The organism is Massilia phyllostachyos (assembly GCF_021044825.1).
GTDB lineage: Bacteria > Pseudomonadota > Gammaproteobacteria > Burkholderiales > Burkholderiaceae_D > Telluria > Telluria phyllostachyos.
On record NZ_JAJNOC010000001.1, the window covers coordinates 611,300 to 637,879 of the forward strand.

Annotated in this window: 25 protein-coding genes; 13 read left to right on the forward strand and 12 right to left on the reverse strand. The window is 67.0% G+C overall.

Annotation, left to right across the window (positions count from 1 at the left end; all coding sequences use genetic code 11):
* Positions 1 to 23: 23 nt before the first annotated feature.
* The 4 genes from LQ564_RS02675 (at position 24) to LQ564_RS02690 (ending at position 3,550) form a co-directional block, all read left to right on the forward strand.
* The gene (locus LQ564_RS02675) at positions 24 to 1,058 is read left to right on the forward strand and encodes a sensor histidine kinase (RefSeq protein ID WP_231056531.1); all 1,035 of its coding nucleotides are present in this window, start codon (positions 24 to 26) and stop codon (positions 1,056 to 1,058) included.
* The gene (locus LQ564_RS02680) at positions 1,055 to 1,798 is read left to right on the forward strand and encodes a LytR/AlgR family response regulator transcription factor (protein ID WP_231056532.1); all 744 of its coding nucleotides are present in this window, start codon (positions 1,055 to 1,057) and stop codon (positions 1,796 to 1,798) included. Before LQ564_RS02675 ends, LQ564_RS02680 begins: the two co-directional genes overlap by 4 nt.
* The gene (locus tag LQ564_RS02685) at positions 1,795 to 2,934 is read left to right on the forward strand and encodes an acyltransferase family protein (protein ID WP_231056533.1); all 1,140 of its coding nucleotides are present in this window, start codon (positions 1,795 to 1,797) and stop codon (positions 2,932 to 2,934) included. The genes LQ564_RS02680 and LQ564_RS02685 overlap by 4 nt, the downstream gene beginning before the upstream one ends.
* A gap of 70 nt (positions 2,935 to 3,004) precedes the next feature.
* On the forward strand, positions 3,005 to 3,550 hold the full coding sequence (locus LQ564_RS02690; RefSeq protein WP_231056534.1) for an H-NS histone family protein: 546 nt from the start codon (positions 3,005 to 3,007) through the stop codon (positions 3,548 to 3,550).
* A gap of 16 nt (positions 3,551 to 3,566) precedes the next feature.
* Here LQ564_RS02690 and LQ564_RS02695 read toward each other — a convergent pair whose 3' ends face one another.
* From LQ564_RS02695 to tsaE, 6 genes are all read right to left on the reverse strand, one after another.
* Positions 3,567 to 3,839 (reverse strand): hypothetical protein, encoded by a 273-nt coding sequence (locus tag LQ564_RS02695; RefSeq protein WP_231056535.1) that lies wholly within the window; start codon positions 3,837 to 3,839, stop codon positions 3,567 to 3,569.
* Between the two features lie 87 nt (positions 3,840 to 3,926).
* Positions 3,927 to 6,689 (reverse strand): TonB-dependent receptor, encoded by a 2,763-nt coding sequence (locus tag LQ564_RS02700; protein WP_231056536.1) that lies wholly within the window; start codon positions 6,687 to 6,689, stop codon positions 3,927 to 3,929.
* Positions 6,690 to 6,831: 142 nt separating this feature from the next.
* Positions 6,832 to 8,547, reverse strand: coding sequence for a M1 family metallopeptidase (locus tag LQ564_RS02705; RefSeq protein ID WP_231056537.1), 1,716 nt, complete (start codon positions 8,545 to 8,547; stop codon positions 6,832 to 6,834).
* 79 nt (positions 8,548 to 8,626) lie between these two features.
* Positions 8,627 to 9,421 (reverse strand): D-hexose-6-phosphate mutarotase, encoded by a 795-nt coding sequence (locus tag LQ564_RS02710; RefSeq protein ID WP_231056538.1) that lies wholly within the window; start codon positions 9,419 to 9,421, stop codon positions 8,627 to 8,629.
* An 11-nt stretch (positions 9,422 to 9,432) separates the two neighbouring features.
* Positions 9,433 to 10,854, reverse strand: a complete 1,422-nt coding sequence (locus tag LQ564_RS02715; RefSeq protein ID WP_231056539.1) for an N-acetylmuramoyl-L-alanine amidase — start codon at positions 10,852 to 10,854, stop codon at positions 9,433 to 9,435.
* Positions 10,818 to 11,303 (reverse strand): tRNA (adenosine(37)-N6)-threonylcarbamoyltransferase complex ATPase subunit type 1 TsaE, encoded by a 486-nt coding sequence (tsaE, locus tag LQ564_RS02720; protein WP_231056540.1) that lies wholly within the window; start codon positions 11,301 to 11,303, stop codon positions 10,818 to 10,820. The genes LQ564_RS02715 and tsaE overlap by 37 nt, the downstream gene beginning before the upstream one ends.
* Before the next feature lie 57 nt (positions 11,304 to 11,360).
* On the opposite strand from tsaE, the gene queG reads away from it, so the two are divergent.
* Positions 11,361 to 12,479, forward strand: a complete 1,119-nt coding sequence (queG, locus tag LQ564_RS02725) for a tRNA epoxyqueuosine(34) reductase QueG (protein WP_231056541.1) — start codon at positions 11,361 to 11,363, stop codon at positions 12,477 to 12,479.
* Here queG and LQ564_RS02730 read toward each other — a convergent pair.
* From LQ564_RS02730 to LQ564_RS02740, 3 genes are all read right to left on the reverse strand, one after another.
* On the reverse strand, positions 12,450 to 12,776 hold the full coding sequence (locus LQ564_RS02730; protein WP_231056542.1) for a DUF3052 family protein: 327 nt from the start codon (positions 12,774 to 12,776) through the stop codon (positions 12,450 to 12,452). The two genes, queG and LQ564_RS02730, sit on opposite strands and share 30 nt — an antisense overlap.
* A gap of 290 nt (positions 12,777 to 13,066) precedes the next feature.
* Positions 13,067 to 13,648, reverse strand: coding sequence for a response regulator transcription factor (locus LQ564_RS02735; RefSeq protein ID WP_231056543.1), 582 nt, complete (start codon positions 13,646 to 13,648; stop codon positions 13,067 to 13,069).
* Between the two features lie 47 nt (positions 13,649 to 13,695).
* On the reverse strand, positions 13,696 to 15,687 hold the full coding sequence (locus LQ564_RS02740; protein ID WP_231056544.1) for a two-component system sensor histidine kinase NtrB: 1,992 nt from the start codon (positions 15,685 to 15,687) through the stop codon (positions 13,696 to 13,698).
* 127 nt (positions 15,688 to 15,814) lie between these two features.
* On the opposite strand from LQ564_RS02740, the gene LQ564_RS02745 reads away from it, so the two are divergent.
* From LQ564_RS02745 to LQ564_RS02765, 5 genes are all read left to right on the forward strand, one after another.
* Entirely contained in the window at positions 15,815 to 16,825 is a 1,011-nt protein-coding gene (locus LQ564_RS02745) for a TRAP transporter substrate-binding protein (RefSeq protein ID WP_231056545.1), read from the forward strand.
* A gap of 335 nt (positions 16,826 to 17,160) precedes the next feature.
* Positions 17,161 to 17,679: a methylated-DNA--[protein]-cysteine S-methyltransferase gene (locus LQ564_RS02750; protein WP_231056546.1), complete on the forward strand. Its 519-nt coding sequence runs from the start codon at positions 17,161 to 17,163 to the stop codon at positions 17,677 to 17,679.
* Entirely contained in the window at positions 17,652 to 18,557 is a 906-nt protein-coding gene (gene xerD / locus LQ564_RS02755) for a site-specific tyrosine recombinase XerD (protein ID WP_231056547.1), read from the forward strand. The genes LQ564_RS02750 and xerD overlap by 28 nt, the downstream gene beginning before the upstream one ends.
* Before the next feature lie 93 nt (positions 18,558 to 18,650).
* A complete protein-coding gene (locus LQ564_RS02760; RefSeq protein ID WP_231056548.1) occupies positions 18,651 to 18,845 on the forward strand; it encodes a hypothetical protein in 195 nt (64 codons plus the stop codon).
* 277 nt (positions 18,846 to 19,122) lie between these two features.
* The gene (locus LQ564_RS02765) at positions 19,123 to 21,288 is read left to right on the forward strand and encodes a putative bifunctional diguanylate cyclase/phosphodiesterase (RefSeq protein WP_231056549.1); all 2,166 of its coding nucleotides are present in this window, start codon (positions 19,123 to 19,125) and stop codon (positions 21,286 to 21,288) included.
* 237 nt (positions 21,289 to 21,525) lie between these two features.
* On the opposite strand, the gene LQ564_RS02770 is transcribed toward LQ564_RS02765, so the two are convergent.
* Positions 21,526 to 22,500 carry an endonuclease/exonuclease/phosphatase family protein gene (locus LQ564_RS02770; protein WP_231056550.1) on the reverse strand — a complete coding sequence of 325 codons (975 nt, stop codon included), beginning with the start codon at positions 22,498 to 22,500 and terminating at the stop codon, positions 21,526 to 21,528.
* A 38-nt stretch (positions 22,501 to 22,538) separates the two neighbouring features.
* On the opposite strand from LQ564_RS02770, the gene ybaK reads away from it, so the two are divergent.
* From ybaK to LQ564_RS02785, 3 genes are all read left to right on the forward strand, one after another.
* Complete coding sequence (gene ybaK / locus LQ564_RS02775) at positions 22,539 to 23,030, forward strand: Cys-tRNA(Pro) deacylase (RefSeq protein ID WP_231056551.1); 492 nt, start codon at positions 22,539 to 22,541, stop codon at positions 23,028 to 23,030.
* 91 nt (positions 23,031 to 23,121) lie between these two features.
* On the forward strand, positions 23,122 to 23,742 hold the full coding sequence (gene plsY / locus LQ564_RS02780) for a glycerol-3-phosphate 1-O-acyltransferase PlsY (protein WP_231056552.1): 621 nt from the start codon (positions 23,122 to 23,124) through the stop codon (positions 23,740 to 23,742).
* Positions 23,743 to 23,856: 114 nt separating this feature from the next.
* Positions 23,857 to 24,522, forward strand: coding sequence for a DsbA family oxidoreductase (locus LQ564_RS02785; RefSeq protein WP_231056553.1), 666 nt, complete (start codon positions 23,857 to 23,859; stop codon positions 24,520 to 24,522).
* Positions 24,523 to 24,528: 6 nt separating this feature from the next.
* Here the strand turns inward: LQ564_RS02785 and LQ564_RS02790 are convergent, their stop codons facing one another.
* Together LQ564_RS02790 and tsaD are read right to left on the reverse strand one after the other, a co-directional pair.
* On the reverse strand, positions 24,529 to 25,374 hold the full coding sequence (locus tag LQ564_RS02790; RefSeq protein ID WP_231056554.1) for an endonuclease/exonuclease/phosphatase family protein: 846 nt from the start codon (positions 25,372 to 25,374) through the stop codon (positions 24,529 to 24,531).
* 122 nt (positions 25,375 to 25,496) lie between these two features.
* Positions 25,497 to 26,534, reverse strand: a complete 1,038-nt coding sequence (gene tsaD, locus LQ564_RS02795; RefSeq protein ID WP_231056555.1) for a tRNA (adenosine(37)-N6)-threonylcarbamoyltransferase complex transferase subunit TsaD — start codon at positions 26,532 to 26,534, stop codon at positions 25,497 to 25,499.
* Positions 26,535 to 26,580 lie beyond the last annotated feature (46 nt).

Consider the following 26,580-nt stretch of genomic DNA (forward strand, 5'->3'; position numbering starts at 1 on the left):
TCACAAGAATCGGAACGTCCAGCGTGAAAGTCGAAACGCCCCTGCTCGTCCCCGTGCTGGCCGCCTTGCCGGTCTGCGCCTGCATGGCCATCCTCGGGCTGCCGGCCTTCAGCCACCAGCATGGCGCGGCCTTCCGCACGCTGTACTTCCTGGCATGCCTGGCCTGGCTGATGCCGCTGGCGCTGCTGCAGCGCGCGATGTGGCGGCGCGAATGGCCCTGGCTGCGCATGGCGCTGGTGCTGCTGCTTGCAAGCTATGCGATGTCGGTGCTGAACGCCGTGCTGGGCCAGCGCCTGGCGATCTCGCTCGGACTGGAGACCGAGTACCGCTGGTCCGAACTGGTCGAGGGCCTGGACGGCTGCTGGCTGGCCCTGATCGCCTTCTGCGCGGTGCACGCGGTGGCGGGCTACTACCTGTCGCTGCAGCAGGTGCGCCTGCACCTGGCCCAGGCGCAGTCTGCGGCGCGCGACGCCGAGCTGCGCGCGCTGCGCCTGCAGGTCAATCCCCACTTCCTCTTCAACTCCCTGAACGCGATCTCGGCGCTGGTGGCGGCGCAGTCGAACCGCGAGGCCAACCGCATGCTCGCCTGCGTCTCCGACTTCCTGCGCGCCACGCTGGCGCACGACGGCCGCCACGAGCACGCGCTGGCCGAGGAGCTGGCCCTGCTCGACGCCTACCTCGAGATCGAAAAGGCGAGGTTGGGCGAGCGCCTGCGCTTGACGATGAAGGCCGGCCCCGACGTGCTGGAGGCCGTGGTGCCCTACCTGATGCTGCAGCCGCTGGTCGAGAACGCGATCCGCCACGGCATCGCACCGCTGGCGGCGCCGGGCCGGCTCGACATCCGCGTCGAGCGCCAGGACGCACGCCTGCTGGTGGAGGTGCACAACGATGGCCTGGCGCCGGCGCAGGCGGGCAGCGGCATCGGCCTGGCCAACGTTCGTGAGCGCCTGCGCCATCTGTACGGCGCCGAGCAGCAGGTCGAGGCAGCGTGGGACGAGGATGGCCGCTTCGGCGTGCGCATCGCCATGCCGCTGCGCGCTGCGGAGGCGGCGGCATGACGATCCGCGTAGTCATCATCGACGACGAGCCGCTGGCCCGCCTCGCGGTCAAGACCCGGCTCGCGCAGCGCGGCAGCTTCACGCTGGTCGGCGAATTCGGCGACGGCGACAGCGCCCATGACGGCATCGCGGCCTTGCGTCCCGACCTGGTGTTCGTCGACGTCGAAATGCCGGGACGGACCGGCTTGGAGGTGCTGGCCGCGCTGCCGCCCGCGCAGCGGCCGATGGCGATCCTGCTGACCGCCTACGACGGCTTCGCCCTGCAGGCTTTCGACCTGGCCGCCATCGACTACCTGCTCAAGCCCGTCGACGACGAGCGCATGGACGAAGCGCTGGACCGTGCGCAGCAGGCCTTTCCCTACCGGGGACAGGGCCGCGCCACCGCGCCCGCCGCGCCGGCGGTGCAGGCCTTTTCGGTGCGGGTCGGCGCGCGCACGGTGCTGGTCCCGGTCGCCGAGGTCGAGCGCATCGAGGCCGACGGCGACTATGCAACCCTGCATGCGAACGGCAAGACCTGGCTGGTGCGCGAGCGCCTGCACACCCTCGCCCTGCAGCTCGATCCGCGCCGGTTCCACCGCGTGCACCGCTCCAGCATCGTGCGGCTCGACATGATCGCCGAGCTGCGCGCCCTCACCAACCGCGACGCCCTGCTGCGCCTGCGCGACGGCAGCGTGCTGCGCGCCAGCCGCACCTATATGCCCGCCCTGGCGGAAGCCCTCCAACAACGCAAATCCGCATGATCCCCATGTATTCGAAGCCGGCCCGGCTCGCCGGCCTGGACACCCTGCGCGCGCTCGCCATCGTCCTGGTCCTGATGTCCCACTACAACGGCTTCGTCAGCCGCGCGCCGACCTTCGGCATCGCCGGCGCCATCGGCTGGGCCGGCGTCGACCTGTTCTTCGTCCTGAGCGGCTACCTGATCGGCAACCAGCTCCTCGCCCCGGCGGCGCGCGGCGAGAGTCTGGAACTGAAATCCTTCTTCGCGCGGCGCCTGCTGCGCACGCTGCCGAACTACTACGCGGTGCTGGCCGTTTATCTTCTGCTGCCCGACAGCCCGATCGCGGGAAAAAGCATGGCGCCAGCCTGGCAGTTCCTCACCTTTACCCAGAACTTCGGCCTGAACTACGGCGAGACCTTCACCCATTCCTGGTCGCTGTGCATCGAGGAACAGTTCTACCTGGTGCTGCCGCTCGCGGTGCTGGCGCTGGTCGGCGCGCGCCGTTCGCCGCGCCTGCTGTGGTGCGCGCTGTTCGCGGCAATCGGCGCCGGCATGATGGCGCGCGGCCTGGCCTTCATGGACGGCAAGGACGTGTTCGCGGCGCCGGTGTACTACTCGAGCTTCTGCCGCTTCGACGAACTGCTGCCGGGCGTGGCGATCGCGATGCTGAAGAACTTCCATCCGGCGGCCTTTGCGCGCCTCCTGCGGCACGGGAACGCTCTCCTGGCGGCTGGTCTTGCGATGGCGGCGGCGGTCCTGTACGGCGTGATGAACGAGGCGCCGACCGCCTTCATGGCCTCGACCTTCGGCTTCTCGCTGGTGGCCACGAGTTTCGCGCTGCTGACCCTTTCCGCGCTCAGCCCCGGCGCGCTGCTGAACCGCTTGCAGGTTCCCGGCGTGGCCAGCCTGGCGCTGTGGTCCTACGCGGTCTACCTGGTGCACAAGCCGGTGTTCATGGCGCTGCGTCCGGAGCTTGCCAGCCGCGGCATCGATCCGGGCGCGCCGCTCACCATCGCCGCCGTCATGGCGGCCGGCATCGGCGGCGGCTGGCTGCTGTACCGGGTGGTCGAGACGCCGTTCATGCGGCTGCGGGCGCGCTGGTATCCGGCGGGTGGCGCGAAGCCGGCCTGGCCCGCTGCCGCCTACCCGTCTGCGTGACAGTGCGCGTACTTTCGCGCCCGCGCCGGCTGCTACCATCGCTTGTCCCGATACGATGAGGAGGCTGTCCATGAGTATGCTGTCTTTGACGCCCGGCTGGATGAAACGTGCTTGCGTCGCCCTAGCTGTCGGTGCGTTCGCCGTCCTGGAGGCCCATGCCTGCCACGCCCCGCCGCGCGCGCAGAACGTGACACCGGAAGAGCTGGTCGCCATGGCCACCGACGTCTCGGTTGCCAAAGTCGTGCGCGCGACGCCGTCGGCGGCGTGGTCGGGCCGTGGGCGTCAGCCCGTGGAATACGAGTTCGAAGTGGTCCAGCGCATCCTCGGCCCGGACGAGGCGCGCTTCGTCATCGCCGGCGCGCAAGGCGAAACGCGGATGACGCAAGCGGCCGGCGACCATGGCGACGAAGGATTCTGGAACCGCGGCGGCGGTCGGCTGTACAACGATTCGGATTGCGTGCTGCGGCCGAACTTCACGGTCGGCGAAAGCTACCTGATCTTCCGCGACAAGCCGGCCACCTGGCGCAGTTTCGAGCGCATCGAGACTGTACGCGGCCGGCCGAATTCCGACGACAAGTGGTTGTCCTATGTGGTGGAAAAGCTCGGAAGCCGCTAGCCCGACGACTCCCGCATCACGGCTTGCACAGGGCCCGTTTCACGTTTTGAACGCATGAGTGGTTCTCTCCCGCGCAGTCCCCGGACACCTCCAGTATCCGGTCCTGCGCATCCACGAAGACGAAGATGCCGTAGTGGTTGTCGACGTCATCGAAGCCGACGAACCTGACGCGTTCGCCCTGTTTCAGTTCGCCCACGTCCATCAGCACCAGGTAGTCCTCATTCGGCGTGAGGTTCACTTCACGCAGCACCCATGAGTTGCAGAAGTTGTAATCACTAAGCGCTTTCATGTCTCCCTCAAACAAGTCCACCCTACACTTGGCATGACGGAATCATGTCCGGGCGCAGAGGCTGTTCGGCGCCTGGACACGCACCAATCATTTAAACGAGTAATTCACGCTGGCATAGAAGCGCCGCCCACGCGGATCCGTATAGCTCGGATCGTAACCCGACAGGAAGTAATACGCCTGGTTCGAATACGGCGGGCTCTCGTCGAACAGGTTCTGCACGCCGGCGCGCAGCTTCAGGGTCGGCGTCGCCTGCCAGGCGCCCGAGAGATCCCACAGCGAATACGACTTGACCTTGTTGGCCGCGACCACCGAACCGTCGTCGATGTTGATCGCGGTGTTCTGGTCGTCGTAGCCGCTCGACCAGGTGTTCTGCAAACTGGCGGACAGCGGGCCGCGGTCCCAGTCGAAGCTGACCGTATGGCGCCAGCGCTGCACCACGCCGTCGGTGACGAACTTGTTCAGGTTACTGACGAACGCATCGCCCGGCGCATTCTGGATGCGCGAAGCCAGCACGTAGGTGCCGTTCAGGCGTCCGCCGAAGCGGCCGATTGCGGTGTCGACGCCGCGCACCGTCACCGCCAGGTCCAGGCCGCGCGCCACCTGCGCGCCGCGGTTTTCCTTGCGCAGCTCGATGTAGTCGATCAGGCCGTCCTCGTCGCGGTACACCAGGTCGCCGTACTTGGCCAGGTTGCCGAGGATGATGTCGTCGCCGATCTCGCTGATCAGGTCCGTGCGCTTGATGTTCCAGTAGTCGAGCGAGAGGTTGACGTGGCGGCCGGCCGCGAAGGCGGCGCCGAGCGAGAACTGGCGGCTGCGTTCGGGCTTCAGGTCCGGGTTGCTGTAGCGGCGGGTGTCCCAGTTGTCGGCGCAGTCCGAGTAGTTGTTCTCGACGGTGGCGCAGTAGACCGGGTCGGGCAGGGTGGCGGTGGCGCTGTAGACGGTCGGGCGGAACAGTTCGTTCATCGTCGGCGCGCGAAAACCCCGCCCGGCCGAGGCGCGCAGCAGCAGGGCGTCGCTGGGGCGGTAGCTCAGGCCGATCTTCGGGCTGGCGGCGCCGCCGACCTGCTCGTAGCGGTCGTAGCGCGCCGACAGCTGCGCTTCCCACTGCTTCGCGAACGGCAGCAGCACTTCGCCGTACAGGCCGGCCACGTCGCGGCTGTCGCGGGTCGAGCGGCCGCCTTCCGGAGCCGCGTCGTTGTTGATGTTATCGCTCAGCAGCAGGGCGGACGGGTCGAAGCGGTTCTTCTCGCGCCGCACCTCGCCGCCGACCGCCAGCGCCAGGTTACCGCCGGCCATGGCGCCGAAGGTGCGCGAGAGCTTGAAGTCGACCGAGTCGAGGGTGCCGCGCGCGCGCCGCACCACGTCGTCGACCTGGATGCTGTCGATCAGGTCGCGGCCCGCCTGGCTCGATGGCCCGAAGGGATTGATGAGGCCTTCCTGGATGCCCGTCATCAGCTCGTCATACAGCACATAGCCGTGGGTGTCGCGGTCCTTGACCGTGTTGACGCTGTGGTTGTAGGCGACGTCGTAATCCCAGCCGCCCACGGCGCCGGTGGCGCCGACCACGAAGCGCATGCCTTCGCTGGTCAGTTCGCTGGAGCGCTGGCCGGCTTCGTTCAAGCGCATGCGCAGTTCCAGTTCGCCCGGATAGTCGTCGTCGAGGTCTTCGAGGCCGGTGCCGACCAATTGCGGCACCAGGCGGTAATCGATGTAGCCGGTCACGCGCGCCGAGGAGCCGGTGTACCAGCTCTTCGCGCGGCTCAGCGCCACCTCGGCATAGGCCTGGTGGCCGCCGCCCAGCTTCACGACGCCGCGGCTGAGCAGGCTCGCTTTTTCCGTCTTCGGATACAGCTCGGTGTCGCCCATGTAGTTGTAGGTGCAGGCATCGACGCCGCCGGTGCCGGCGGGCAGGTAGACGTTGGCCGGCGGCGCGCAGTTCGGCGCCGACAGGTTGATCAGCCGGTTGGTGATCGGCTGGCCATTGATGGTGAAGCCGAGTTCCTGCAGGCGGTCGCGCTGGTTCGAGGTCAGGCGGATGTTGGCCGGACTGGTGTAACCGGATAGCAGGTGGCCGAGGCGCTTCTCGACCTCCAGGTTCGGGATGAACTTGCGCTGTGCGGTGCTGAGCGCGTCGGTGCGCTGGAAGTCGGCCACCGCGAACACGTTGTAGCCGTCGCGTTCCAGGTCGCCCTTGCCGGCGCTGATGCTGGCGGTGCGCTTGCCGGCGCCGCCCTCATCGGTCTTGCCGCCGTAGGCGTTCAGCTCCAGGCCCTGGAAGTCCTTGCGCGTGATGAAGTTGATGACGCCGCCGATCGCATCGGTGCCGTACAGCGCCGACGCGCCATCGAGCAGCACCTCGACCCGTTCCAGCGCGGCGGCCGGGATGTTGTTCAGGTCGACGCCGCTGTCGTCGCCCGGGGAGGCGAAGTTGGCCATGCGGCGGCCGTTGAGCAGCACCAGCGTGGAGGAGGTGCCGATGCCGCGCAGGTTGGCGCTGTTGAAGCCGCGCTGGTCGCCGCCGACATTGATGCTGGCGCCGTCGGTCAGGCCGTTGACGTTGGCGGAGACGCGGCCCAGGATCTCGGCGGCGGTGGTCACGCCGGCCTTCTCGATCTCGGCGCGCGAGACGATCTGCACCGGCAGCGCGGTCTCCGACTGCACGCGGCGGATCGCCGAGCCGGTGATCTCGACCTTCGGCATGTCGGCGGGCGCGGGCTGCGCCTGCGGTTCCTGCGCCTGCGGCGTTTCCTGCGCCAGCGCCGGCAGCGCCAGCACGCCGCCTGCCATCCAGGCGCCGGCGAGCAGTGCGCCGCGCACGGCGCGTGCGCCCGCGTTCAACTTCGTATGCATCAGTTTTCCCTATCAAAGATTCTTTGCTAATTCGGAATAGTAGCGTTGTCACTATCCAAAGAAACAAACTATTTGAATCGGAAAAAGCGGATGTTGCGAATAAGGTACGGTTATCGACAATGTGCCCGAACAAGGCCGGTGCTTATTTCGCGGCGCTGCGTTTCTTGCGCTGCTCTTCCCGGTATTGCTGGAAGCGCTCGATATGTTCCTCGCGGCGCAGGATCTTCGAATTCGGATCGAGCACGTAGTGGGCATCCGCGTCGAGCGTGACCGTGCCGCGGCCGTCCGCCATGGGCACGTTCACGATGCGGTTCCCGACGCGCACTTCGACCGGCATCGGGAAGGGGGTGTCCTTCTCGGTCTTCCACGCCAGGTTCAGCGTGTTGCCGTTGCGGGTCGCCTGCAGCTCCGGCAGCTTGGCCTGGTAGAGGTAGGCCTGGAAGAACCAGTCGAGGTCGCGCCCGCTCACGCGCTTGGCGATCTCCATGAATTCCCTGGTGGTGCCGAGGCGCGGCTGGAAGTTGCCGGGGCGTGGGTCGGGGGTGCCGTAGACGCTCTCGCGCACGGTGCGGAAGAAGGCGTCGTCGCCGACCAGGCCGCGCAGCGTGTGCATCACCAGCGCGCCCTTGGTGTAGATGTCCTGGCCCGGGCCGCCGCGCTCTAGCGAGTAGACCTGGCCTTCGGTACGCGGCTTGCCCGAGACGATCGGCGCCTTGTTCTGGATGCCGGCGCGCTGCGCCATCAGCTCGGCGAAATAGGCTTGCTGGCCGCGCAGGTACTGCATGTAGAGCGGCTGCATATAGGTGCCGAGGCCCTCGTGCAGCCACATATCGTCCCAGTCGGCATTGGTCAGCTGGTTGCCGAACCACTCGTGGGCCAGCTCGTGCTGCAGCAGCTCGTCGTAGCCGTACTGTGTCTTGGCGTACTTGTTGCCGTAGGCGTTGATGGTCTGGTGTTCCATGCCCTTGTGCGGAGTCTCGACCACGCCCATCTTCTCGTCGCCGAAGGGGTAGGGGCCGACGGTGCGTTCGAAGAACTCGAGCATCTGCGGGAATTCCTTGAACAGCTCCGCCGCCTGCTTGTCGTACTGCGGCAGGTACCAGAAGCGCAGCGGGATGGTGTTGCCGTAGCGGCTGGCGTAATTCCCTTCCAGGAGTTTATAGGGGCCGACGTTGATCGAGATGCCGTAGGTGCTGGGGTTCTTCGTGCTCCAGTGCCAGGTGCGCCAGCCGTCCTTCTCCTCCATGCCTTGCGCGACCCCGGCGCCGGCCGCGACCAGCGGCGACGGCACGGTGAAGTGCTGGTCGACCTGCTTCGGTTTGCCGGTGGGGTGGTCGATGCAGGGCCAGAACAGGTCGCAGCCTTCGCCCTGGACGGCGCTGGCCACCCAGGGCTGGCCGTCTGGCGTCTGCGACCAGACAAAGCCGCCGTCCCACGGCGCATTCTTCGCGACGTGCGGCGTGCCGTGGTAGCGCACGCGGATCGTGGTTTGCCTCCCCGGCTCCAGGCGCTGCGGCAGCTTCACGGTGAGGCGGCCCTCCGGATTGCTCCAGCCGCCGGCGGCGAGCGGCTGGCCATCCACCTCGATGGCGTCGATCGGCAGGTTGCGGTCGAGGTCGAGTTCGATGCGGTCGACCGGCTGGCGGGTGCCGAAGGTGAGCATGGCGTCGCCCTGGATGCTGCGGGTCTTGGGCTCGACGCGGATCTTGAGATCGGCCTTCTCGAAGCTGAGCGCCAGCTGGTCCGGGCTGCGGGCGACGCCGGAATCGACGGTGTAGTTGCTGAGGGAAGCGGGTGGGGCGGTGGTGGCGCAGGCGGTGAGCAGGGAGCAGGCGGCGGCGATCGCGAGTTTTTTCATCGAGCAGGACGGACGGTGGGTAATCCGTTCAATTTATCACGGTGGCAAGGCCCCGGATAGTTTGACGGCCCGCCGCTGGTCAGCTTACGCGATAAGTGCCGGTCCAGGTTTCGCCGGGCGCCAGGGTATGCGGCTCGAGCAGCGCCGGCTCGATGCACACGAAACGCTGGTATTCGTCGTCCGCCATGTCGGCCAGGGCCGCGGTGTCCGCCGCGCCCGGATTCCACACGACCGCGTCGAGGAAGCCGCTCTGTTCGAGCAGCAGGGTGCGCTCGCCGGTCGCCAGGGTGGCGCGGCCGCTCACGTGCTGATAGACCTCGTCGAGCTTGTCGATGATCGAGATCTCGTCCGACGAGATGCCCTCGATGCGCACCGCGCACACGTCCGGCACCAGGTGGTAGGTGTGCAGGGCGGCGGAGAAGGGGAAGGATGCGCCGCCCGCGTTGCGCACGGTGAGCGTCATGGACAGCGCGTTGGCGCACACCGCCACGCGCAGCAGCAGGGCAAAGTCGTGGGCCCAGGCCTGGCGCACCGGCTCGGCCAGCATGCGCGGCGCGAGCAGGAATTCGGCCCAGGCGGTATCGCCATCGAGGCCGCTGGCGGCCAGCTCCCAGGTGCTGACGCGCGCGAAGCCGTGGCGCATGCCGGCGCCGCGTTCGGCGAACTGGGGGAAGATCACCGGCACGCCGCCGCGGATCGCCTTGCCGCCGTCCAGCGCGGAGTTCGCACTGAGGAACATGCGCTCGCCGCCGTCCGCCCCCGTCCACGACACCAGGTGAGCGCCGTACAGCGTCACGATGGCCTGGGCGCCGTCCGGCGCCGCGATGCGGATGGCGGGCAGCTGCCCGAAGGTGATGGCGGTGGCGTGGGTCATGGTTGATAAAATCAGGTCTGGCGGTTCTTGGCCATCGGCGGGTTGTCGGCGAAATAGCGCTTGATGCCCTTGGTAATGGCGTCGGCCAGCTGGTTCTGGTAGCCGTCGTCGCGCAGGCGCGCTTCCTCGTCGGGGTTCGAGATGAAGGCGGTTTCGACCAGGATCGAGGGGATGTCCGGCGCCTTGAGCACGGCGAAGCCGGCCTGCTCGACGGCGGCCTTGTGCAGGCGGTTGATGCCGCCGATCTCCTTCAGCACGGCCTTGCCGACCTTCATGCTGTCGTTGATCTGGGCCGTGGTCGACAGGTCGAACAGCACGCTGGCGAGCTGCTTGTCCTGCACCGCGGCGGTGTTGGCGCCGCCGATCAGGTCGGCCTTGTTCTGGTCGTTGGCCAGCCAGCGCGCCGCGCTCGAACTCGCGCCCTTCTCGGACAGCACGAAGACCGAGGAGCCGCGCGCGGTGGGCGAGACCCAGGCGTCGGCGTGGATCGAGACGAACAGGTCGGCCTGCACCTGGCGCGCCTTCTGCACGCGCTGGCCGAGCGGGACGAAGAAGTCGCCGTCGCGGGTCAGCATCACGCGGGTATTGGGCATCTGCTCGAGTTTGGCCTTGAGGCGCTTGGCGACCGCCAGCACGATGTCCTTCTCGCGCGCGCCGGTGGCGCCGATCGCGCCCGGGTCTTCGCCGCCGTGGCCCGGGTCGAGCGCGATGGTCACCATCCGCACCACCTTCTGCGCCGGCGCCTTGGCGACCTGCTTGCCCGGCGTCGGCTGGATCGCCTGCGGCGGCGGGGTGCCGTTCTGGGCCGACATCTCGGATTCGAGCTTGGCGATGGCGTCCGGCACCACGCCGGTCTGGGCCGGCGGCGCGGCCGGCAGGGGCGAGGCCGGGTTGGCGCTGCCCACCGCGGCGGCCGGGGCGTCGGTGCTCCACTCGCCCTTCTGAATCATGGCGGCGAGCGGATCGACCGGCCTCACCGGGTACAGGTCGAAGATCAGGCGGTGCTGGTAGCCGGCCACCGGCGCCAGCGTAAACACCTGCGGCTTGATCTCTTCCTTCAGGTCGAACACCAGGCGCACCACGTTCGGCCGGTTCTGGCCGACGCGCACCTGCTTGATGTAGGGGTCGTTCGATTCGACCTTGGCGACCAGGCTTTTCAGGGTGGCGTTGAGCGCCAGGCCGTCGATGTCGACCACCAGGCGCGGCGGATCGGTCACCAGGAAATGGGTGGTTTTCAGCTCGCTGTCGTTTTCCAGCGTGACGCGGGTGTAGTCCGGCGCCGGCCACACGCGCACGGCCATGATCTGGGCCGCGCCGGCGGTGAGCGGCGTGAACACGGACAGCAGCAGGGTGCCGCCCGCCTTGATCAGGGTGCGGCGGTGCGAGGAAGCGGGAGTCAGGGCGGCGGGGCGTAGGCGAGACGGTCGAGGCATAGCAGGCCCAATTGAGACAACGCCTGCAATTCTACCTCACGGCCGAGCCCACTGACGCTCAGCAATACCCGGACGTCGGGTGGCGGCAACACCGGCTCGCCCTTTTCCGGCCATTCGACGATGCAGACATTGCGCCCGTCGAAGTCGTCGCGGAAGCCCGCATCCAGGAATTCTTCCGGGCTCGACATCCGGTACAGGTCGTAGTGGATGATGTTGCCGGGCTGGCCATCGATGCTCACGCGATACGGTTCCGACAGGGTGTAGGTCGGGCTCTTGACCGTACCGCCGTGCCCGCTGGCCTGGATCAGGGCGCGGGTGAGCGCCGTCTTGCCGGCGCCGAGGTCGCCGTGCAGGTAGATCACCAGGCCAGGCTGGAGCGCGCGCGCCAGCGCCTGCCCCAGGGCGATGGTGGCGGATTCGTCGGGCAAGTAGGCTTTGAAGGGCTGCATCGAATAAAATAGCGAGTTGATTCGCGGCCGGTTACGCCGCCTGAGTTCCATCCTGCCATGTCCACCACCACCCCAGATCTGCCAGAACTAGCCCGCGCCATCAAGGCGTGGGGGCGCGAACTCGGCTTCGCCGACGTGCGCATCGCGGACGTCGACCTGGCGCATGCCGAAGCCGGCCTGCAGGCCTGGCTGGACGCGGGTTACCACGGCGAGATGGATTATATGGCAAGCCACGGCATGAAGCGTGCGCGGCCCGGCGAGCTGGTGCCGGGCACGGTGCGCGCCATCGTCGCGCGCATGGATTACCTGCCGATGGGGCGCGAGGAGGGCTGGCGCGAGCAGGAGCGCACCCGCCAGTCGGATCCGGGCGCGGCCGTGGTCTCGGTGTATGCGCGCGGCCGCGATTACCACAAGGTGCTGCGCAACCGACTGCAGGCGCTGGCGGAAAAGGTCAAGGCGGCGGTCGGCGAACTCGGTTACCGCGTGTTCACCGATTCGGCGCCGGTGATGGAGTTGCCGCTGGCGGAAAAGGCGGGCCTGGGCTGGCGCGGCAAGCACACCCTGCTGCTGTCGCGCGACGCCGGCTCGACCTTCTTCATCGGCGAGATCCTGGTCGATTTGCCATTGCCGGTCGATCCGCCCACCGGCGCCCACTGCGGCGCCTGCAGCGCCTGCATCGTCGCCTGCCCGACCCAGGCCATCCTCGGTCCGGGGCGGCTGGATGCGCGGCGCTGCATTTCCTATCTCACCATCGAGCTCAAGGGCAGCATCCCGGAAGAATTGCGGCCGCTGATCGGCAACCGCATCTACGGCTGCGACGATTGCCAGCTGGCTTGCCCGTGGAACAAGTTCGCGCAACGCGCCAGCGTGCCGGATTTCGATGAGAGAAATGGCCTGGGCGAAGCGGGGATGATCGCGTTGTTCGCCTGGGACGAGGAAGAATTCAACCGCCGGATGGAAGGCAGTCCAATCCGCCGCATCGGCCACGAGCGCTGGCTGCGCAACCTGGCGGTCGGGCTGGGGAATGCGGCGGGGGAGGAAGGCGCCGACGTGGCGGCGATCGTGGCGGCGCTGCGGAAGCGTGCCGCGCACCCATCCAGCCTGGTGCGCGAGCACGTGGGGTGGGCGCTGGCGCGCCACGGCGCATCACTCGATGCGCTTGAGGCGCAGGGCTGACCAGTCGCCGTCGATCGAGATCATCGCCACGCCGGTGATGCCGTTTTCCTTGGCGTAGGCATTGATCGAATCGCGGTGGATGTCGGTCGCCTTGGAGGCGGTCTGCTTGAGGTAGGCGATCCAGAGCGAACCCTTGTCGCCGAGGCGTTCCTTGGCGGTGGGGAGGTATTGTTCGAGTTCCTTGCGGTTGAGGGCGAACATCAGGATGACGTCGAAGGGGCCGTCACCTTCCTTGACGAGCTCGGCAGGCATCTGCGCCGCCACGCTGGGGTTGGCCTGGCCATTGAGGATCAGCATCGATTTGGCCGTCCTCAGGAACATTTTGTCTGCGACAGTTTTTTCGTTCATGAGTATTCCTAAATGCAATTGCTCGCCGCGCAATGCGGCGAGGCGTTCAGGCTGATTTTACAAGGCTTCGTTCAAGAGGCTCGAACGCTTGCATGCGTGCAAAAATCCATGACGATCGGATATCCGTAGGGTGGGCGATCCCTCGCCCACGCGTTCAACTCCCTTGTGAATGGTGGCGGCGCGGCTGTTTATCGGGTGGTTGAACGCGTGGGCGGAGGACCGCCCATTTTTCACACCCTCTACTTGAGCAGCCCGGCCAGTTCGACGGCCGTCTTGACTTGCATCTTGTCGAAAATGTGGGCGCGGTGCACCTCCACCGTCCGCATGCTGATACCCAGCTTGTCCGCCACGACCTTGTTCATCATCCCGGCCAGGATCAAATCCAGCACCTCGCGCTCGCGCGCGGACAAGGTTGCCAGGCGCTCCTGCACCGCCGCCGAGTCGGCCGCCTTGCGCGAGGCCGCCAGGGCTTCCTCGACCCGGTCCATCAGCATATTGTCGTTGAACGGTTTTTCGAAGAAATCGAAGGCGCCGCGCTTGAGCGAGTCGACCGCCATCGGCACGTCGCCGTGGCCGGTGAGGAAGATCACCGGCAGGCGCGCGAGCAGGCCGCGCGCCACCAGCTGGTCGAACACCGCGATGCCGTTCATGTCGGGCATGCGCACGTCCAGCAGCACGCAGTCGCCTTCCGGATCGGGCTGCCTGACCTCGTCGAGAAAGGCCTGGCCGCCCGAATAGCCGCGCGCCTGCAGGCCGCGCGACTGCGCCAGCCAGGCCAGGGCGTCGCGGATGACGTCTTCGTCGTCGACGATGTGCAGCATGGGTGTCTCCGTCTGTCGATGTTGTTATGCTGGGTTGCAGGCGGATTTTAGCCCAGCGTCCCGTTCGCCGCTTGGGTCGGCAGCGCGAAGGTGAACACGGTGCCGCCGCCGGGGTTCGGCGCGTGCGTCAGGGTGCCGCCGTGGAATTCGATCGCGGTGCGGCAGATCGACAGGCCCATGCCCATGCCCTCGGCCTTGGTCGAATAGAAGGGCTCGAACAGGCCGGCGGCGACGTTTTCCGGAATTCCGTGGCCGCGGTCGATCACCGACACCGCCACCTTGTCCTCGATATGGGCGGCCGCGATGCGCAGCACGCGCTGTCCCGGCGCGGTGTCCTGCATCGCTTCGATAGCGTTGCGGGTGAGGTTGAGCAGCACCTGCTCCAGCATCACGCGGTCGGCCAGCACCGCGGGCAGCTGGGGCGGCAGCTCGACCCGCAGGGTCACGCCGGCCTGGCGCGCCTGCAGCTCGACCAGGGCGCGCACGCCGTCGATCACGCTGCGGATCGTCACCTGTTCGCGGCGCGGTTCGCGTTTCTTCACGAATTCGTGCACGCTGCGGATGATCTGGCCGGCGCGCTGGGCCTGCTGGCGCGCCTGTTCCAGCGCGTGGCGCAGCATGCCGCCGTTGACCGGCTCGCCGGATGTGTTGTTGCGCTCCAGGACATTGATCGCGCCCGCCGTGTAGCTCGAGATCGCCGCCAGCGGCTGGTTCAGCTCGTGCGCCAGCATCGAGGAAATCTCCCCCATGGTCGCGAGGCGCGCGCTGGCTTCCAGCTTGGCCTGCTGCTGGCGATTGAGTTCCTCGGCGCGCTTGCGGTCGGTGATGTCGAGGATCGAGCTCATCCAGCCGCTCTGGCGTCCGTAGGCATCCACCAGCGGCGCCTCGAACACCAGCACCGGCACCCGCACGCCGTCGGGGCGCTGGAACACGGTCTCGAATTGCGGCGTGATATTCCCGGACAGCACGCCGCGGAAGCGTTCCTCGTACTCGGCCATCGCTTCCGGCGCCCAATAGGGCATGGGCGGTTTCTTGCCGACCAGTTCTTCCGCCGAGTGGCCGACGATCTCGCAGAAGGCCCGGTTGACGTAGGTCACGCGTCCCTCGAGGTCGCGCGCGCGCAGTCCCGTGATCAGGGAGTTTTCCATCGCGGTGCGAAAAGCCATCTGCTGGCGCAGCGCGCTTTCGGCGGCCAGGGTGCGCGAGATGTGGCGCCACAGCGCGCCCAGGCTGAGCACCAGGCCGAGGGCCAGCACGATCACCGAACCGACCAGCAGGTTGGGCAGCAGTTGCGGCGCGCGCTTGGTGCTGTCGGTGGACAGGATCACCAGCGCGCCCGGCAGGTCGAGTTCGCGCCGGTGGGTGTAGATGCCGCGCCCCGGGCCGCCGGCCGCGCGGCGCGCCACCGGATCGTCGTCGCGATCGAGCAGGGTCAGGGCATTGTCCTGGGCGAACCACCAGGGCACGGTTTCGTCGAGCAGGATCTGCAGGCTGTAGGTCGCCACCAGGCTGCCGGCCGGGCGCCCGTTCGCGTACAGGGGCAGCACGTAGTCGAGCAGGCCCGGGGTGGCGGAGGTGGCGCCGTAGGGCTCGCTGTAGCGGGGGCGGCGGGTGCCGTTCGCGATGTCGGCGGCCAGGCGCGTCGGCGCGGGCAGGGCGGCGGGCGGCTCCAGGCCGTGGCTGGCCAGCACCTGTCCGTCGACGCCGTACCAGACCGCGCGCACCAGCTCGTGGCCGTTGTTGAACATCTGCTTGAAGCGCGCGTCCAGGGCGGCTGGCGTGGGCGGATGATTGACCAGGTCGGCGCCGAGGCCGGCCAGGGCTTCCTCGCTGCGCGCCAGTTCGAAGCGCAGGGTCTGTTCGACCCACAGCGTGTCAGCGATCAATTGCTCCTGGCGCTCGGTGGCCTCCATCTGGCGCGCCTGCCACGGCAGCCAGACCAGCACCGCGAGGAACAGCAGCACCAGCAGCACCGGCACCAGCCAGCGCCAGGAGCGCGCGCGTTGGGCGGCCGCGGGCTGGGCGGAAGGAAATTTCATGGGCACGTCGACATCCCTTACACTGTCGGGCGATTGTGGAAGTCCACGATGGTGCGCCGGCCATGCGGCGCGCAGACTGCGATCATCTTATTCTCTTTGTTTAACCCGTCAAACCTGGAACACCGCCATGCGATTCCCTCTCCTGGCCGCGGCGCTGATGGCCTGCGCCGGACTCGCCGCCAGCGCCGGCGCCTTCGCGCAGACGCAGGGCGCGCCGATCATCATCAAGTTCAGCCACGTGGTCACGCCCGATACGCCGAAGGGGCAGGCCGCGCTGCGCTTCAAGGCCCTGGCCGAGCAGATGAGCAATGGCCGGGTGAAGGTGGAAGTCTACCCGAACAGCCAGCTCTACAGGGACCGCGAGGAACTCGAAGCCCTGCAGCTGGGCGCGGTGCAGATGCTGGCGCCCTCGCTGGCCAAGTTCTCGCCGCTGGGCGTGAAGGAATTCGAAGCCTTCGACCTGCCCTACATCTTCCCGTCCAAGCAGGCGTTGTACGCCGTCACCGAAGGGCGCATTGGCCGCGGCCTGCTGCGCAAGCTGGAAGCCAAGGGCATCACCGGCCTGGCGTATTGGGACAATGGCTTCAAGATCATGTCGGCCAACAAGCCGCTGCTGGCGCCGTCCGATTTCCGCGGCCTGCGCATGCGCATCCAGTCCTCGCGCGTGCTGGACGAGCAGATGCGCGTGCTGGGCGCCCAGCCGCTCTCGCTGGCCTTCTCGGAAACCGCGCCGGCGCTGCGCGAGGGCGTGGTGCAGGGCACCGAGAACACCCCCTCCAACATGTACACCCAGCGCATGCATGAAACCCAGAAGCACCTGACGTTGTCTAACCATGGCTACCTGGGCTATGCGGTGATCGTCAATAAGAAATTCTGGGACGGCCTGCCGGCCGGCACGCGCCGCATCCTCGAGCGCGCCATGGCAGAGGCCACCGCCTACGAGAAGACGATCGCCCAGCGCACCAACGACGCCGCGCTGGAATCGATCCGGCGCGCGGGGACGACCACCATCCACACGCTCAGCCCGCAGCAGCAGGCCGAGTGGCGCAAGGCGATGGCGCCGGTGTATGCACGCATGGAAGAGCGCATCGGCAAAGACGTAGTCGGGGCGATCCAGCGCGAAGTCGCCCGGCCATGACAGCGGGATGACAAGCGATGCGAACGCTCATGCGTTTTCTTGATAACTAAAATAATTTCCTGGAATGTGGTCGAAAAGATACGTTTCCAATTAAAGCTTGCGTTATGATGGGGACCTCACGCACTCACATGGTGCGTACGCGAACAGAACACACACGGTTTTGGGGAGCATAGAGAAAATCACGGTAATCCATACCGGAGAACAATCGAGGAGACACACGTTTTACAGAAGCCGTTAGCACAGCTAAACGGCCGGGGACGTGACCCGAATTGGAGCGCACCTTCGAGTGCGCTTTTTTTTCGTCCGCCGCCCGCCCGGCGGTTTAGAATAAGCGCATGAAGACTGACCAGGTTTCGTTCAACGCCATCGTGCCGGCCCCTTTCGGCGCGATCGGCATCCGCACGCAGGATAATTCGGTGCGCGAGCTGGTCTACCTGCCGCCCTCGTTCGAGGAACAGGCCGCCGACAACCCGGTGGCCGCCGAGGCCGCCCACCAGGTCGCGCAATATCTCGAAGACCCCGATTTCCGTTTCGACCTGCCCCTGTTTGCGGCCGGCACCGACTTCCAGCGCCGCGTCTGGGACGAGATTTCCAGCATCCCGCGCGGCAGCGTCAAGACCTACGGCCTGCTGGCCAAGACCCTCGGCTCGGCCCCGCGCGCGGTTGGCCAGGCTTGCGGCGCCAACTGGTTCCCCCTGATCATTCCCTGCCACCGCGTCACCGCATCCGGCGGCCTGGGCGGCTTCTCGAACCAGGACGACGAAAACGGCTTTCATTTATCCGTCAAGCGCTGGCTGCTGCGCCACGAAGGCGCCACCGCATCTCCATGGCAGCAGCAATCGATCTGGGACTGATCGACGAGTTCTGCGACACCCTCTGGCTGGAACAGGGGCTGGCCAAAAATTCGCTCGACGCCTACCGCCGCGACCTGAAATTGTTCGCCGGCTGGCTGGAGGCCACGCGCCCCGGGCGCGCCAGCCTGCTGGCCGTGCAGCCGGAAGACATCGCCGCCTACTTCGCCGAACGCCACGAGGACACCCGCCCGAGCTCGGCCAACCGGCGCCTGTCGGTGCTCAAGCGCTTCTATGGGCTGGCGCTGCGCCGCAACCAGATCGCGCAGGATCCCTGCCTCAAGATGGCTTCGGCCAAGCAGCCTCTGCGTTTCGTCCATACCCTGACGGAAAGCCAGATCGACGCCTTGCTGGACGCGCCCGATGTATCCACGCCGCTCGGTTTGCGCGAGCGCACCATGCTGGAACTGATGTATGCCAGCGGCTTGCGGGTGTCGGAACTGGTGGCCCTGAAACTGGTCGAAGTGAGCCTGAACGATGGCGTGCTGCGCATCACCGGCAAGGGCAGCAAGACCCGCCTGGTGCCGTTCGGACAGGAGGCGCGGCTGTGGCTGGAACGGTATCTGAAGGATGCGCGCGGCATCATCCTGAACGGCCAGGTCGACGATGCCCTGTTCGTCACCGGACGCGGCGGGGCGATGACGCGTCAGATGTTCTGGATCCTGATCAAGAAACATGCGGCCAAGGCCGGCATCAAGGGGCCGTTGTCGCCGCACACCCTGCGCCACGCCTTCGCCACCCACCTGCTGAACCATGGCGCCGACCTGCGCGTGGTGCAGCTGCTGCTTGGCCACGCCGACATTTCTACCACACAGATTTACACGCATGTTGCGCGCGAGCGCCTCAAGCACCTGCACGCCCAGCATCATCCGCGGGGTTAATTCAAACCGCGGCGCATTCCCTCGTCCATAATGGCCGGGCAGCATGGCAGTGGACATCCTTCTTCAATCGGCACAGCGCGACATGAGGTGAACATGGCACGGACCAATTTCCAGTACGAAAAGCGGCAACGGGAACTCGAGAAGAAGCGCAAGGCCGAGGAAAAGGCGCGGCGCAAGCAGGAGGCCAAGCTGGCGGCCCCGGAAGGCCAGGATGGCGCGCCGGCCGGCGAAGGCAGCGAAGGCGAGGCGCCGGCGGAAGACGAGGCGGCCCAGCAGGGCGCTGCCTGAGCGCCAGCCGCCAGCGCGCGCATAGTGGGCGCTCAGGCTCCGTCTTGGATGCAAGATGGAGCTCCTTGCGCATGGTGTGACTGTAGGCGCACTAGCCATGCGCCGCCACCGGCGTGCGACAGGCGGCGGCGCGGCGGGTCTGGAATGCGCCCATGCGCGACGAAATGCAGCCGCCGAACCGTTTGCGTGCCCGCAAACGGTCGATCGCGGGAAGGGGAAGAATGGCGGGGTTGTCATCGGTTGCCCGATGTTTCCCCTCCAGACAAGGAACTTTCCCGTGGACGAATTCAAACAGGATCAGACTGGCCGGCCGGGGACGCCCGGCGACGGCGATCCTGGCCGGCCCAAGCCGTTCGCACGCAGCGAAGGCCAGGCCGGCGTCTTCCACAGCGATAGTCCCGGCCGCGAAGCGCTGGACTGGCTGTACCGCTTCGTGACGGCCATCGAGCTGGCGCCGGCGGTCGCCGTGCATTCGGTCGACGCGAAGGGCATCGTGCGCTTCTGGAACCATGCCTGCGCCCAGTTGTTCGGGATCCCGGCCAGCCATGCGCTGGGGCGGCCGTTTCGCGATCTGGTCTTCCACCTCGAACGCCAGGCCGAATTCGACGCCACCATCGCCGGCATCTGGCGCGACGGCAGCGCACCGGCGCCGCGCGACTGGCAGGTCGAAACCGCCGCCGGCCGCCGCCTGTGGCTGCACTCGAACCATTTCCCGGTCAAGCGCGAGGGCGCCACCCAGCAGGTGTTCTGCATGGAGGTCGACATCACCGGCCGCAAGCAGGTCGAGGACAACCTGGTGTCGGCCGCGCGCGTGTTCGAGAACGCGCACGAGGGCATGATCCTGATGGACGCCGAATACCGGGTGCAGTCGGTCAACCCGGCCTTTACGGCGATTACCGGCTACGCCGCCGCCGACATCGTCGGCGCCACGCTGGCCAGCCTGCCCTGGGGCGAAACCGAGACCGGCTTTTACGAGAGCATCTGGTCCCAGCTGGACGGCAACGACCACTGGCAGGGCGAGGTCGCGGCCATGCGCAGGAACGGCGAGCGCTACCCGGCCTGGGTGGCGCTGACCACCATCCGCGACCCGCGCGGCGAGGCAGTCAGCTACATGGCGATGCTGTCCGACATCAGCGAGCGCAAGCGCGCCGAAGACCGGGTGCGCCACCAGGCCGAGCACGATCCGCTCACCGGCCTGCCGAACCGCGCGCTGTTCCTCGACCGCATGCACCACGCGCTGGCCACCTGGCGCCGCCAGCGCGACAACTTCGCCGTGCTGTTCCTCGACCTCGACCGCTTCAAGGCCATCAACGACAACAACGGCCACCAGACCGGCGACGCCGTGCTGCGCGAGGTGGCGGCGCGCCTGCGCGGCTGCGTGCGCCGGGTCGACACCATCAGCCGCCTCGGCGGCGACGAGTTCGTGATCCTGCTGGCCGACATCGGCGGCGCCGACCAGGCCGCCCACGTGGCGAACGCCGTGATGCAGGCGGTGGCGCGGCCCATTGAGGCGGGCGGCGTCCAGCTCACGCTCTCGGCCTCGATCGGCGTCGCCATCTGTCCCACCGACGGGGTCGACGTCGACACCCTGATGCACCACGCCGACGTCGCCATGTACCACGCCAAGGAGAACGGGCGCGACAGCTTCCGCTTCTTCAGCCCCGAAATGAACGCCCGCATCCTCGAGCGCGGCGTGCTCGAGCGGCGCCTGCGCCAGGCTTTGGCGCAGGGCGAATTCCTGCTCGAATACCAGCCCGAGCTCGAGGTCGGCAGCGGCCGCGTGATCGGCGTCGAGGCCCTGATCCGCTGGCGCCATCCCGAACGCGGCCTGCTGCTGCCGCACGATTTCCTGCCCGTGGCCGAGGAATGCGGCCTGATCGTCCCAATCGGCGACTGGGTGCTGCGCGAAGCCTGCCGCCAGGCGCGCAACTGGCGCGACGAAGGGCATGAGGTCTCGGTGGCGGTGAACCTGTCCGACGCCCAGTTCCTGCACGCGGATCTGCTGGACACCGTCGACGACGCCCTGCAGCAGTCCGGCCTGGCGCCCGACTGCCTCGACCTGGAAATCACCGAAGGCGCGATCATGCGCGGCGACGCCGGCCTCGACGACATCGTCGCCGCCCTGCGCACCCGCGGCGTGCAACTGACCATCGACCGCTTCGGCACCGGCCTGTCGAGCCTGTCGTCGCTGCGGCGCTATCCGCTGTCGAAGCTGAAGATCGACCGCAGCTTCGTGAGCGACATCGAACACGACCCGCTCGACGCCGCCCTGATCCCCGCCATCATCGCCATGGCCCGCAGCCTGCGCCTGCGCGTGGTGGCCGAGGGCGTGGAAACGGCGGAGCAGCTGCGCTTCCTGCAGCAGCACGGCTGCGACCAGTACCAGGGATTTTATGCTGCCGGGGCGAGCAGCCGCCCGGATTTCAGGCCGGTTCTTCTGTAGGGTGGGCGGCTCCACCCTTAAATGTGACCGGCCAACGGCCCGAACGCCGCCCACGCGGTCAACGAACGGGTCCGAAACACGGAGCATGCCGGGACACGTGATTTGAACGCGCGGACGGCGAAGCCGTCCACCCTACTGGGCGGTAATGGCATCACGTCGCCCACACGTCAACGAACGGATTCGCCAATCGTGGTCCGATCCACCCAACACACGGGAGACGTGTCGCGCGTCGCGCGCCTAATCCCGCTCGCCGTCGAACCGCCCCGCCTGCGGATACAAGCGAATCCGCGCCAGCACCTGCCCATGGTCCGACGCCTCCGGCAGCCCCAGGTCCAGGTGGTCATTCAGGTACACCACATCCACCACTTCCCCGATCGCATCCGGCAGCACCGGATTGAATTCCTGCGATACCAGGATATGGTCGATGGTCGAATGCCGGCTTTCGTGCACGATCGAGAACCCCACGCTGCGCAGGTTATCCTGGTGCATGTGCAGGCGCGCCGCATCGAACATGCGCTCTGCCAGCGGCGCGCCTTCGCCCAGCACGATCTCGGTGGTGACCGAATCGGCCACGTCGTTGAAGTCGCCCAGCACGATGCGCGGGCGCTGCTGTTCGCGCGCCATATCGGTGAGCAGCACGCGCAGGGCGGTGGCTTCGGTGCCGCGCCGGACCAGCGAACGCAGGCAGGCGAGGGCGTACAGGTTCGGGTCTTCGCCGGTGTCGCTGGCGCGGTAGTCCGGGCGGCGCGACTTCAGGTGCACGACGATGACGTCGATCACGATGCCCGGCGCCAGTTCGACCTCGGCATGCAGCGGCGCGCGCGTGAAGCGGTCCGGGTCGCGGCTGCCGGCCGGCATCGACACGCTCTCCGGGAACATGGTCATGGGCCGCGCATGGCCGACCACCGGCAGGCGCGAGACCAGCGCCACGCTCGGCGTCAGGCGCGGCGCTTCCGGATCGGGATCGAAGCCGAGGTGGATCGCGTCGCGAAAGCGCCGGGTGCGTGCCAGCACTTCGCGCAAGGTGGCCTGCGAAAAAATCTCCTGGAAGCCGATGACGTCCGCATTGAGCAGGTCGATCTGGCGCGCCGTCCACTCCAGCTTGGCCTCGTATTCCTCGGCGCTGCACGGCTCGAGATTTTCGTAGCAGCGCATGCCCGGCGGGGCGAGGTTATAGGTATTGAAGGTGGCAAAGCGAATTTCTTGCTGCATAATGGAAATCCCTTATATTCGTCTTTAGCGTACCACGCATGGCCAAGAAAGAGCACGTGTCCGAGACACCCGCAACCCAGTTCCTGCGCAAGCAGGGCGTGAGTTTCACGGAACATCCCTATGACTATGAAGAACATGGTGGAACGTCCGTTTCCTCGCGTGAATTGGGCGTGCCCGAGCACCATGTTGTGAAGACACTGGTGATGCAGGACGAGGCGGCGCGTCCGCTGATCGTGCTGATGCATGGCGACCGCAAGGTCTCGACCAAGAACCTGGCGCGCGCGATTCCCTGCAAGTCGGTCGAGCCGTGCAAGCCTGAGGTGGCGCAGCGCCATTCGGGCTACCTGGTCGGCGGCACGTCTCCCTTCGGCATCCGCAAGGCGATGCCGGTGTATGTCGAGGAATCGATCCTGGCGCTGGAAAAAATCTATATCAACGGCGGCCGCCGCGGCTTCCTGATCGGCATCGACCCGAAGGTCCTGAGCGTCGTGCTGGGCGCGCGCGCGGTCCAGTGCGCGCTGGCCGAGTGAGCTTCCAAGTGGCTCGGGCAATGGTGTATAGTCCCGTGCGCCCCAGTACATGTACTGACGAGAACAGCAAGAACACATTCAGAGAAACCCCATGAATACCCTGATCGCCACCATCGCCGCCTACCTGATCGGCTCGATTTCCTTCGCCGTCGTGATGAGCCGCGCCTTCGGCCTGTCCGACCCGCGCACCTACGGTTCGAAGAACCCGGGCGCCACCAATGTGCTGCGCAGCGGCAGCAAGAAGGCCGCGATCGCGACCTTGGTCGGCGACGCCGCCAAGGGCTGGCTCGCGGTGTGGCTGGCGGTCAAGTTCGGCCCGTCCTACGGCCTGGAAGAGGGCGGCATCGCGCTGGTCGCGATCGCGGTCTTCGTGGGCCACCTGTGGCCGGTGTTCTTCCGTTTTGTCGGCGGCAAGGGCGTGGCGACGGCGCTCGGCGTGCTGCTCGGCATTAACGTCTGGCTCGGCCTGGCGACCCTGGCGACCTGGCTGATCGTCGCCTACGCTTTCCGCTATTCCTCGCTGGCCGCCCTGATCGCCTCGGTCTTCGCACCTTTCTATTACGGCCTGCTGTTCGGCGCCGACGAGATCCTGTTCGCGGTCGTCGTGATGAGCGCGCTGCTGCTGTGGCGCCATAGCGCGAACATCGCCAACCTGATCGCCGGCAAGGAGTCGAAAATCGGCAGCAAGGCCAAGGGCGCTGCAAAGAAATAGAGCCCCGGCTACTGGTGCGCCGAAGTAGCCGGCGCGCCACGCCAATATCCACATCGCGTTACCATACGCCACCCGGCACATCCTCGTGCCCGCAATTATTTGAAAGGTGGCGTCATGACCAAGCAACTCAGGATCGACTTCGTATCGGACGTTTCGTGCCCATGGTGCGCGATCGGCTACAAGTCGCTGGAAACGGCGCTGCTGCGCATGGGCGGCGAGGTGACCGTCGACCTGCACTTCCAGCCCTTCGAGCTGAACCCGAACATGGGGCCGGACGGCCAGGACATCGTCGAGCACATCACGGAAAAATACGGCGCGACCGCCGAGCAGCAGGCCAGCAGCCGCGAGATGATCCGCCAGCGCGGCGCCGACGTTGGTTTCACCTTCGACATGGAACGGCGCGGCCGCATCTACAACACTTTCGACGCCCACCGCCTGCTGTCCTGGGCCGAGGGCGAAGGCCAGCAGCGTGACCTGAAGGTGGCCTTGCTGGAAGCCTATTTCACCCGCTGTGAAGATCCGAGCAAGCACGACGTGCTGCTGCGCGCCGTCGAGCGCGTCGGCCTGGACCGCGACACCGCCGAGCAAATCCTGAAGTCGGACGCCTTTGCGGACGAGGTGCGCGAGCGCGAGCAATTCTTCCAGCGCGCCGGCATCCATTCGGTGCCGGCCATCATCATCAACCAGCGCCACCTGATCTCGGGCGGGCAGCCGCCGGAAGTGTTCGAGCAGGCGCTGCGCGAGATCGCCGCACGCGGCGATACGCCCCAGCCTGAGTAAGCTCGCTTAATTCAGTTCGAGCACGATCGGCTGGTGGTCCGAGGCCGCGGTCTCGGACTGCACGTCGACCGAGACCACGCGCGGCGCCAGGTCCTCGGTGACGAAGAAATAGTCGTAGCACTCGGGCCGCTCCGGCCACGGATAGCCGTGCAGGCCGGTGGTCGGCGCCCGCGCCACGCCGCCGTGGGCCACGCGCCAGGCATCCTGGAAGGCGGGAGCGCCGCCCTCCATCGGGCTCAGCAGCGCCGTGTAATCCTCCGCGTCCGGGGCAAAATTGAAATCGCCGCAGAGGATCGCGGACGCCGGCCGGAAGCCCAGCTGGAAGGGCGCGTCGAGGTTCGGATCGGGCTGGAAGATGCGGGCCCGGCTGCTGGCTTCCATGTGCAGCTCGCGGATGCGGCGCACCTGCGCCATGCGCTGCAGCGGCGAATAGTACTCGAGGTGGGTGGTCATCAGGCGCAGCTTGCCGCTGGGCGCATCGATGACGGTTTCCATCAGGCCGCGCGGCATGCCGGCGGGACGCTCGGGGTCGGCTGGCCAGGGCAGCAGGTGGCGGTGCACCTGCGAGATGCGGTACTTCGAGAGGATCAGGTTGCCGAACAGGCGCGGCGAGTTGTTCTTGTAGAGTTCACTCGGGGCATGCTCCATCATGTGGTAGCCGCCGAAGGCGCCGCCCAGCTGCTTGAACTGGTTGGCGGTGGCGCCGCCCTCCAGCTCCGAATGATTCGCCGCCACTTCCTGCAGGCAGACGACATCCGGATTCAGCCGGCGCAGGACGTCGATGATCGCGTGGATGCGAATCCTTCCGTCCTTGCCACAGCCCCAGTGAATATTCCAACTTACTACGCGCATCACGATACCTCCGTAAAACTTTACCGCCGGATATTGCCACTGTTTGGCAGGGGGCGGTCACACGGTAGGATCGGTGTCAAGCTAGCAAGTTCAATCCTGCTAACAAGCGTTTCAGCAGAGAATCAGGCCGCTTCGAGCTCGTCCAGCGGCCAGCGCGGACGCACATTGAAGGCGTAATCGCGCTGCGCCAGATCGGGGTTGCGCTCGAGACGCAGGGCGCCGGCGAAGGCGATCATGGCGCCGTTGTCGGTGCAGAATTCCAGCTCCGGATAATAGACCTGGAACTTGCGCTTGGCGGCCGCGGCATCGAGCGACGCGCGCAGCTGGCGGTTGGCGCCGACGCCGCCCGCGATCACCAGGCGTTTCAAGCCCGTGTGCTTCAGCGCGTTGACGCACTTGGCCGTCAGCACGTCGACGATCGCATCGACGAAGCCGCGCGCGATGTTGGCCTTGTCCTGTTCGCAGATGTTCGCCACCGCCTCGTTGTGGTTCTTCACCACGGTCAGCACGGCGGTCTTCAGGCCCGAGAAGCTGAAGTTGAAATCCTTCGAGTGCAGCATCGGACGCGGCAGCGTGTAGGCGGCCGGGTCGCCGAATTCCGCCAGGCGCGAGATCGCCGGACCGCCGGGGTAGCCGAGGCCGAGCAGCTTGGCCGACTTGTCGAAGGCTTCGCCGGCCGCATCGTCCAGCGTCTCGCCCAGCAGCGTGTAGCGGCCGACGCCGTCCACCCGCATCAACTGCGTGTGGCCGCCCGAGACCAGCAGCGCGATGAAGGGAAATTCCGGACGCTCGCTCGCCAGCAGGGGCGAGAGCAGGTGGCCTTCCAGGTGGTGCACGCCGAGCACCGGCTTGTCGAGGGCAAGGGCCAGCGAGCAGGCCACCGAAGACCCGACCAGCAGGGCGCCGGCCAGGCCCGGGCCCTGGGTGTAGGCGATGGCGTCGATGTTCGATGCGGGAAGGTCGGCGCGCTTGAGCACTTCTTCCAGCAGCGGCAGGGCGCGCCGGATGTGGTCGCGCGAGGCGAGTTCCGGCACCACGCCGCCGTACTCTTCGTGCATGGCGACCTGCGAATGCAGGGCATGGGACAGCAGGCCGCGCTCGGTGTCGTACAGAGCCAGGCCGGTTTCATCGCAGGAGGATTCGACGCCGAGGACAATCATGGGAGAGAAAGGTAAAGCGGAATCCGCCATTGTAACGTAGGGTGGG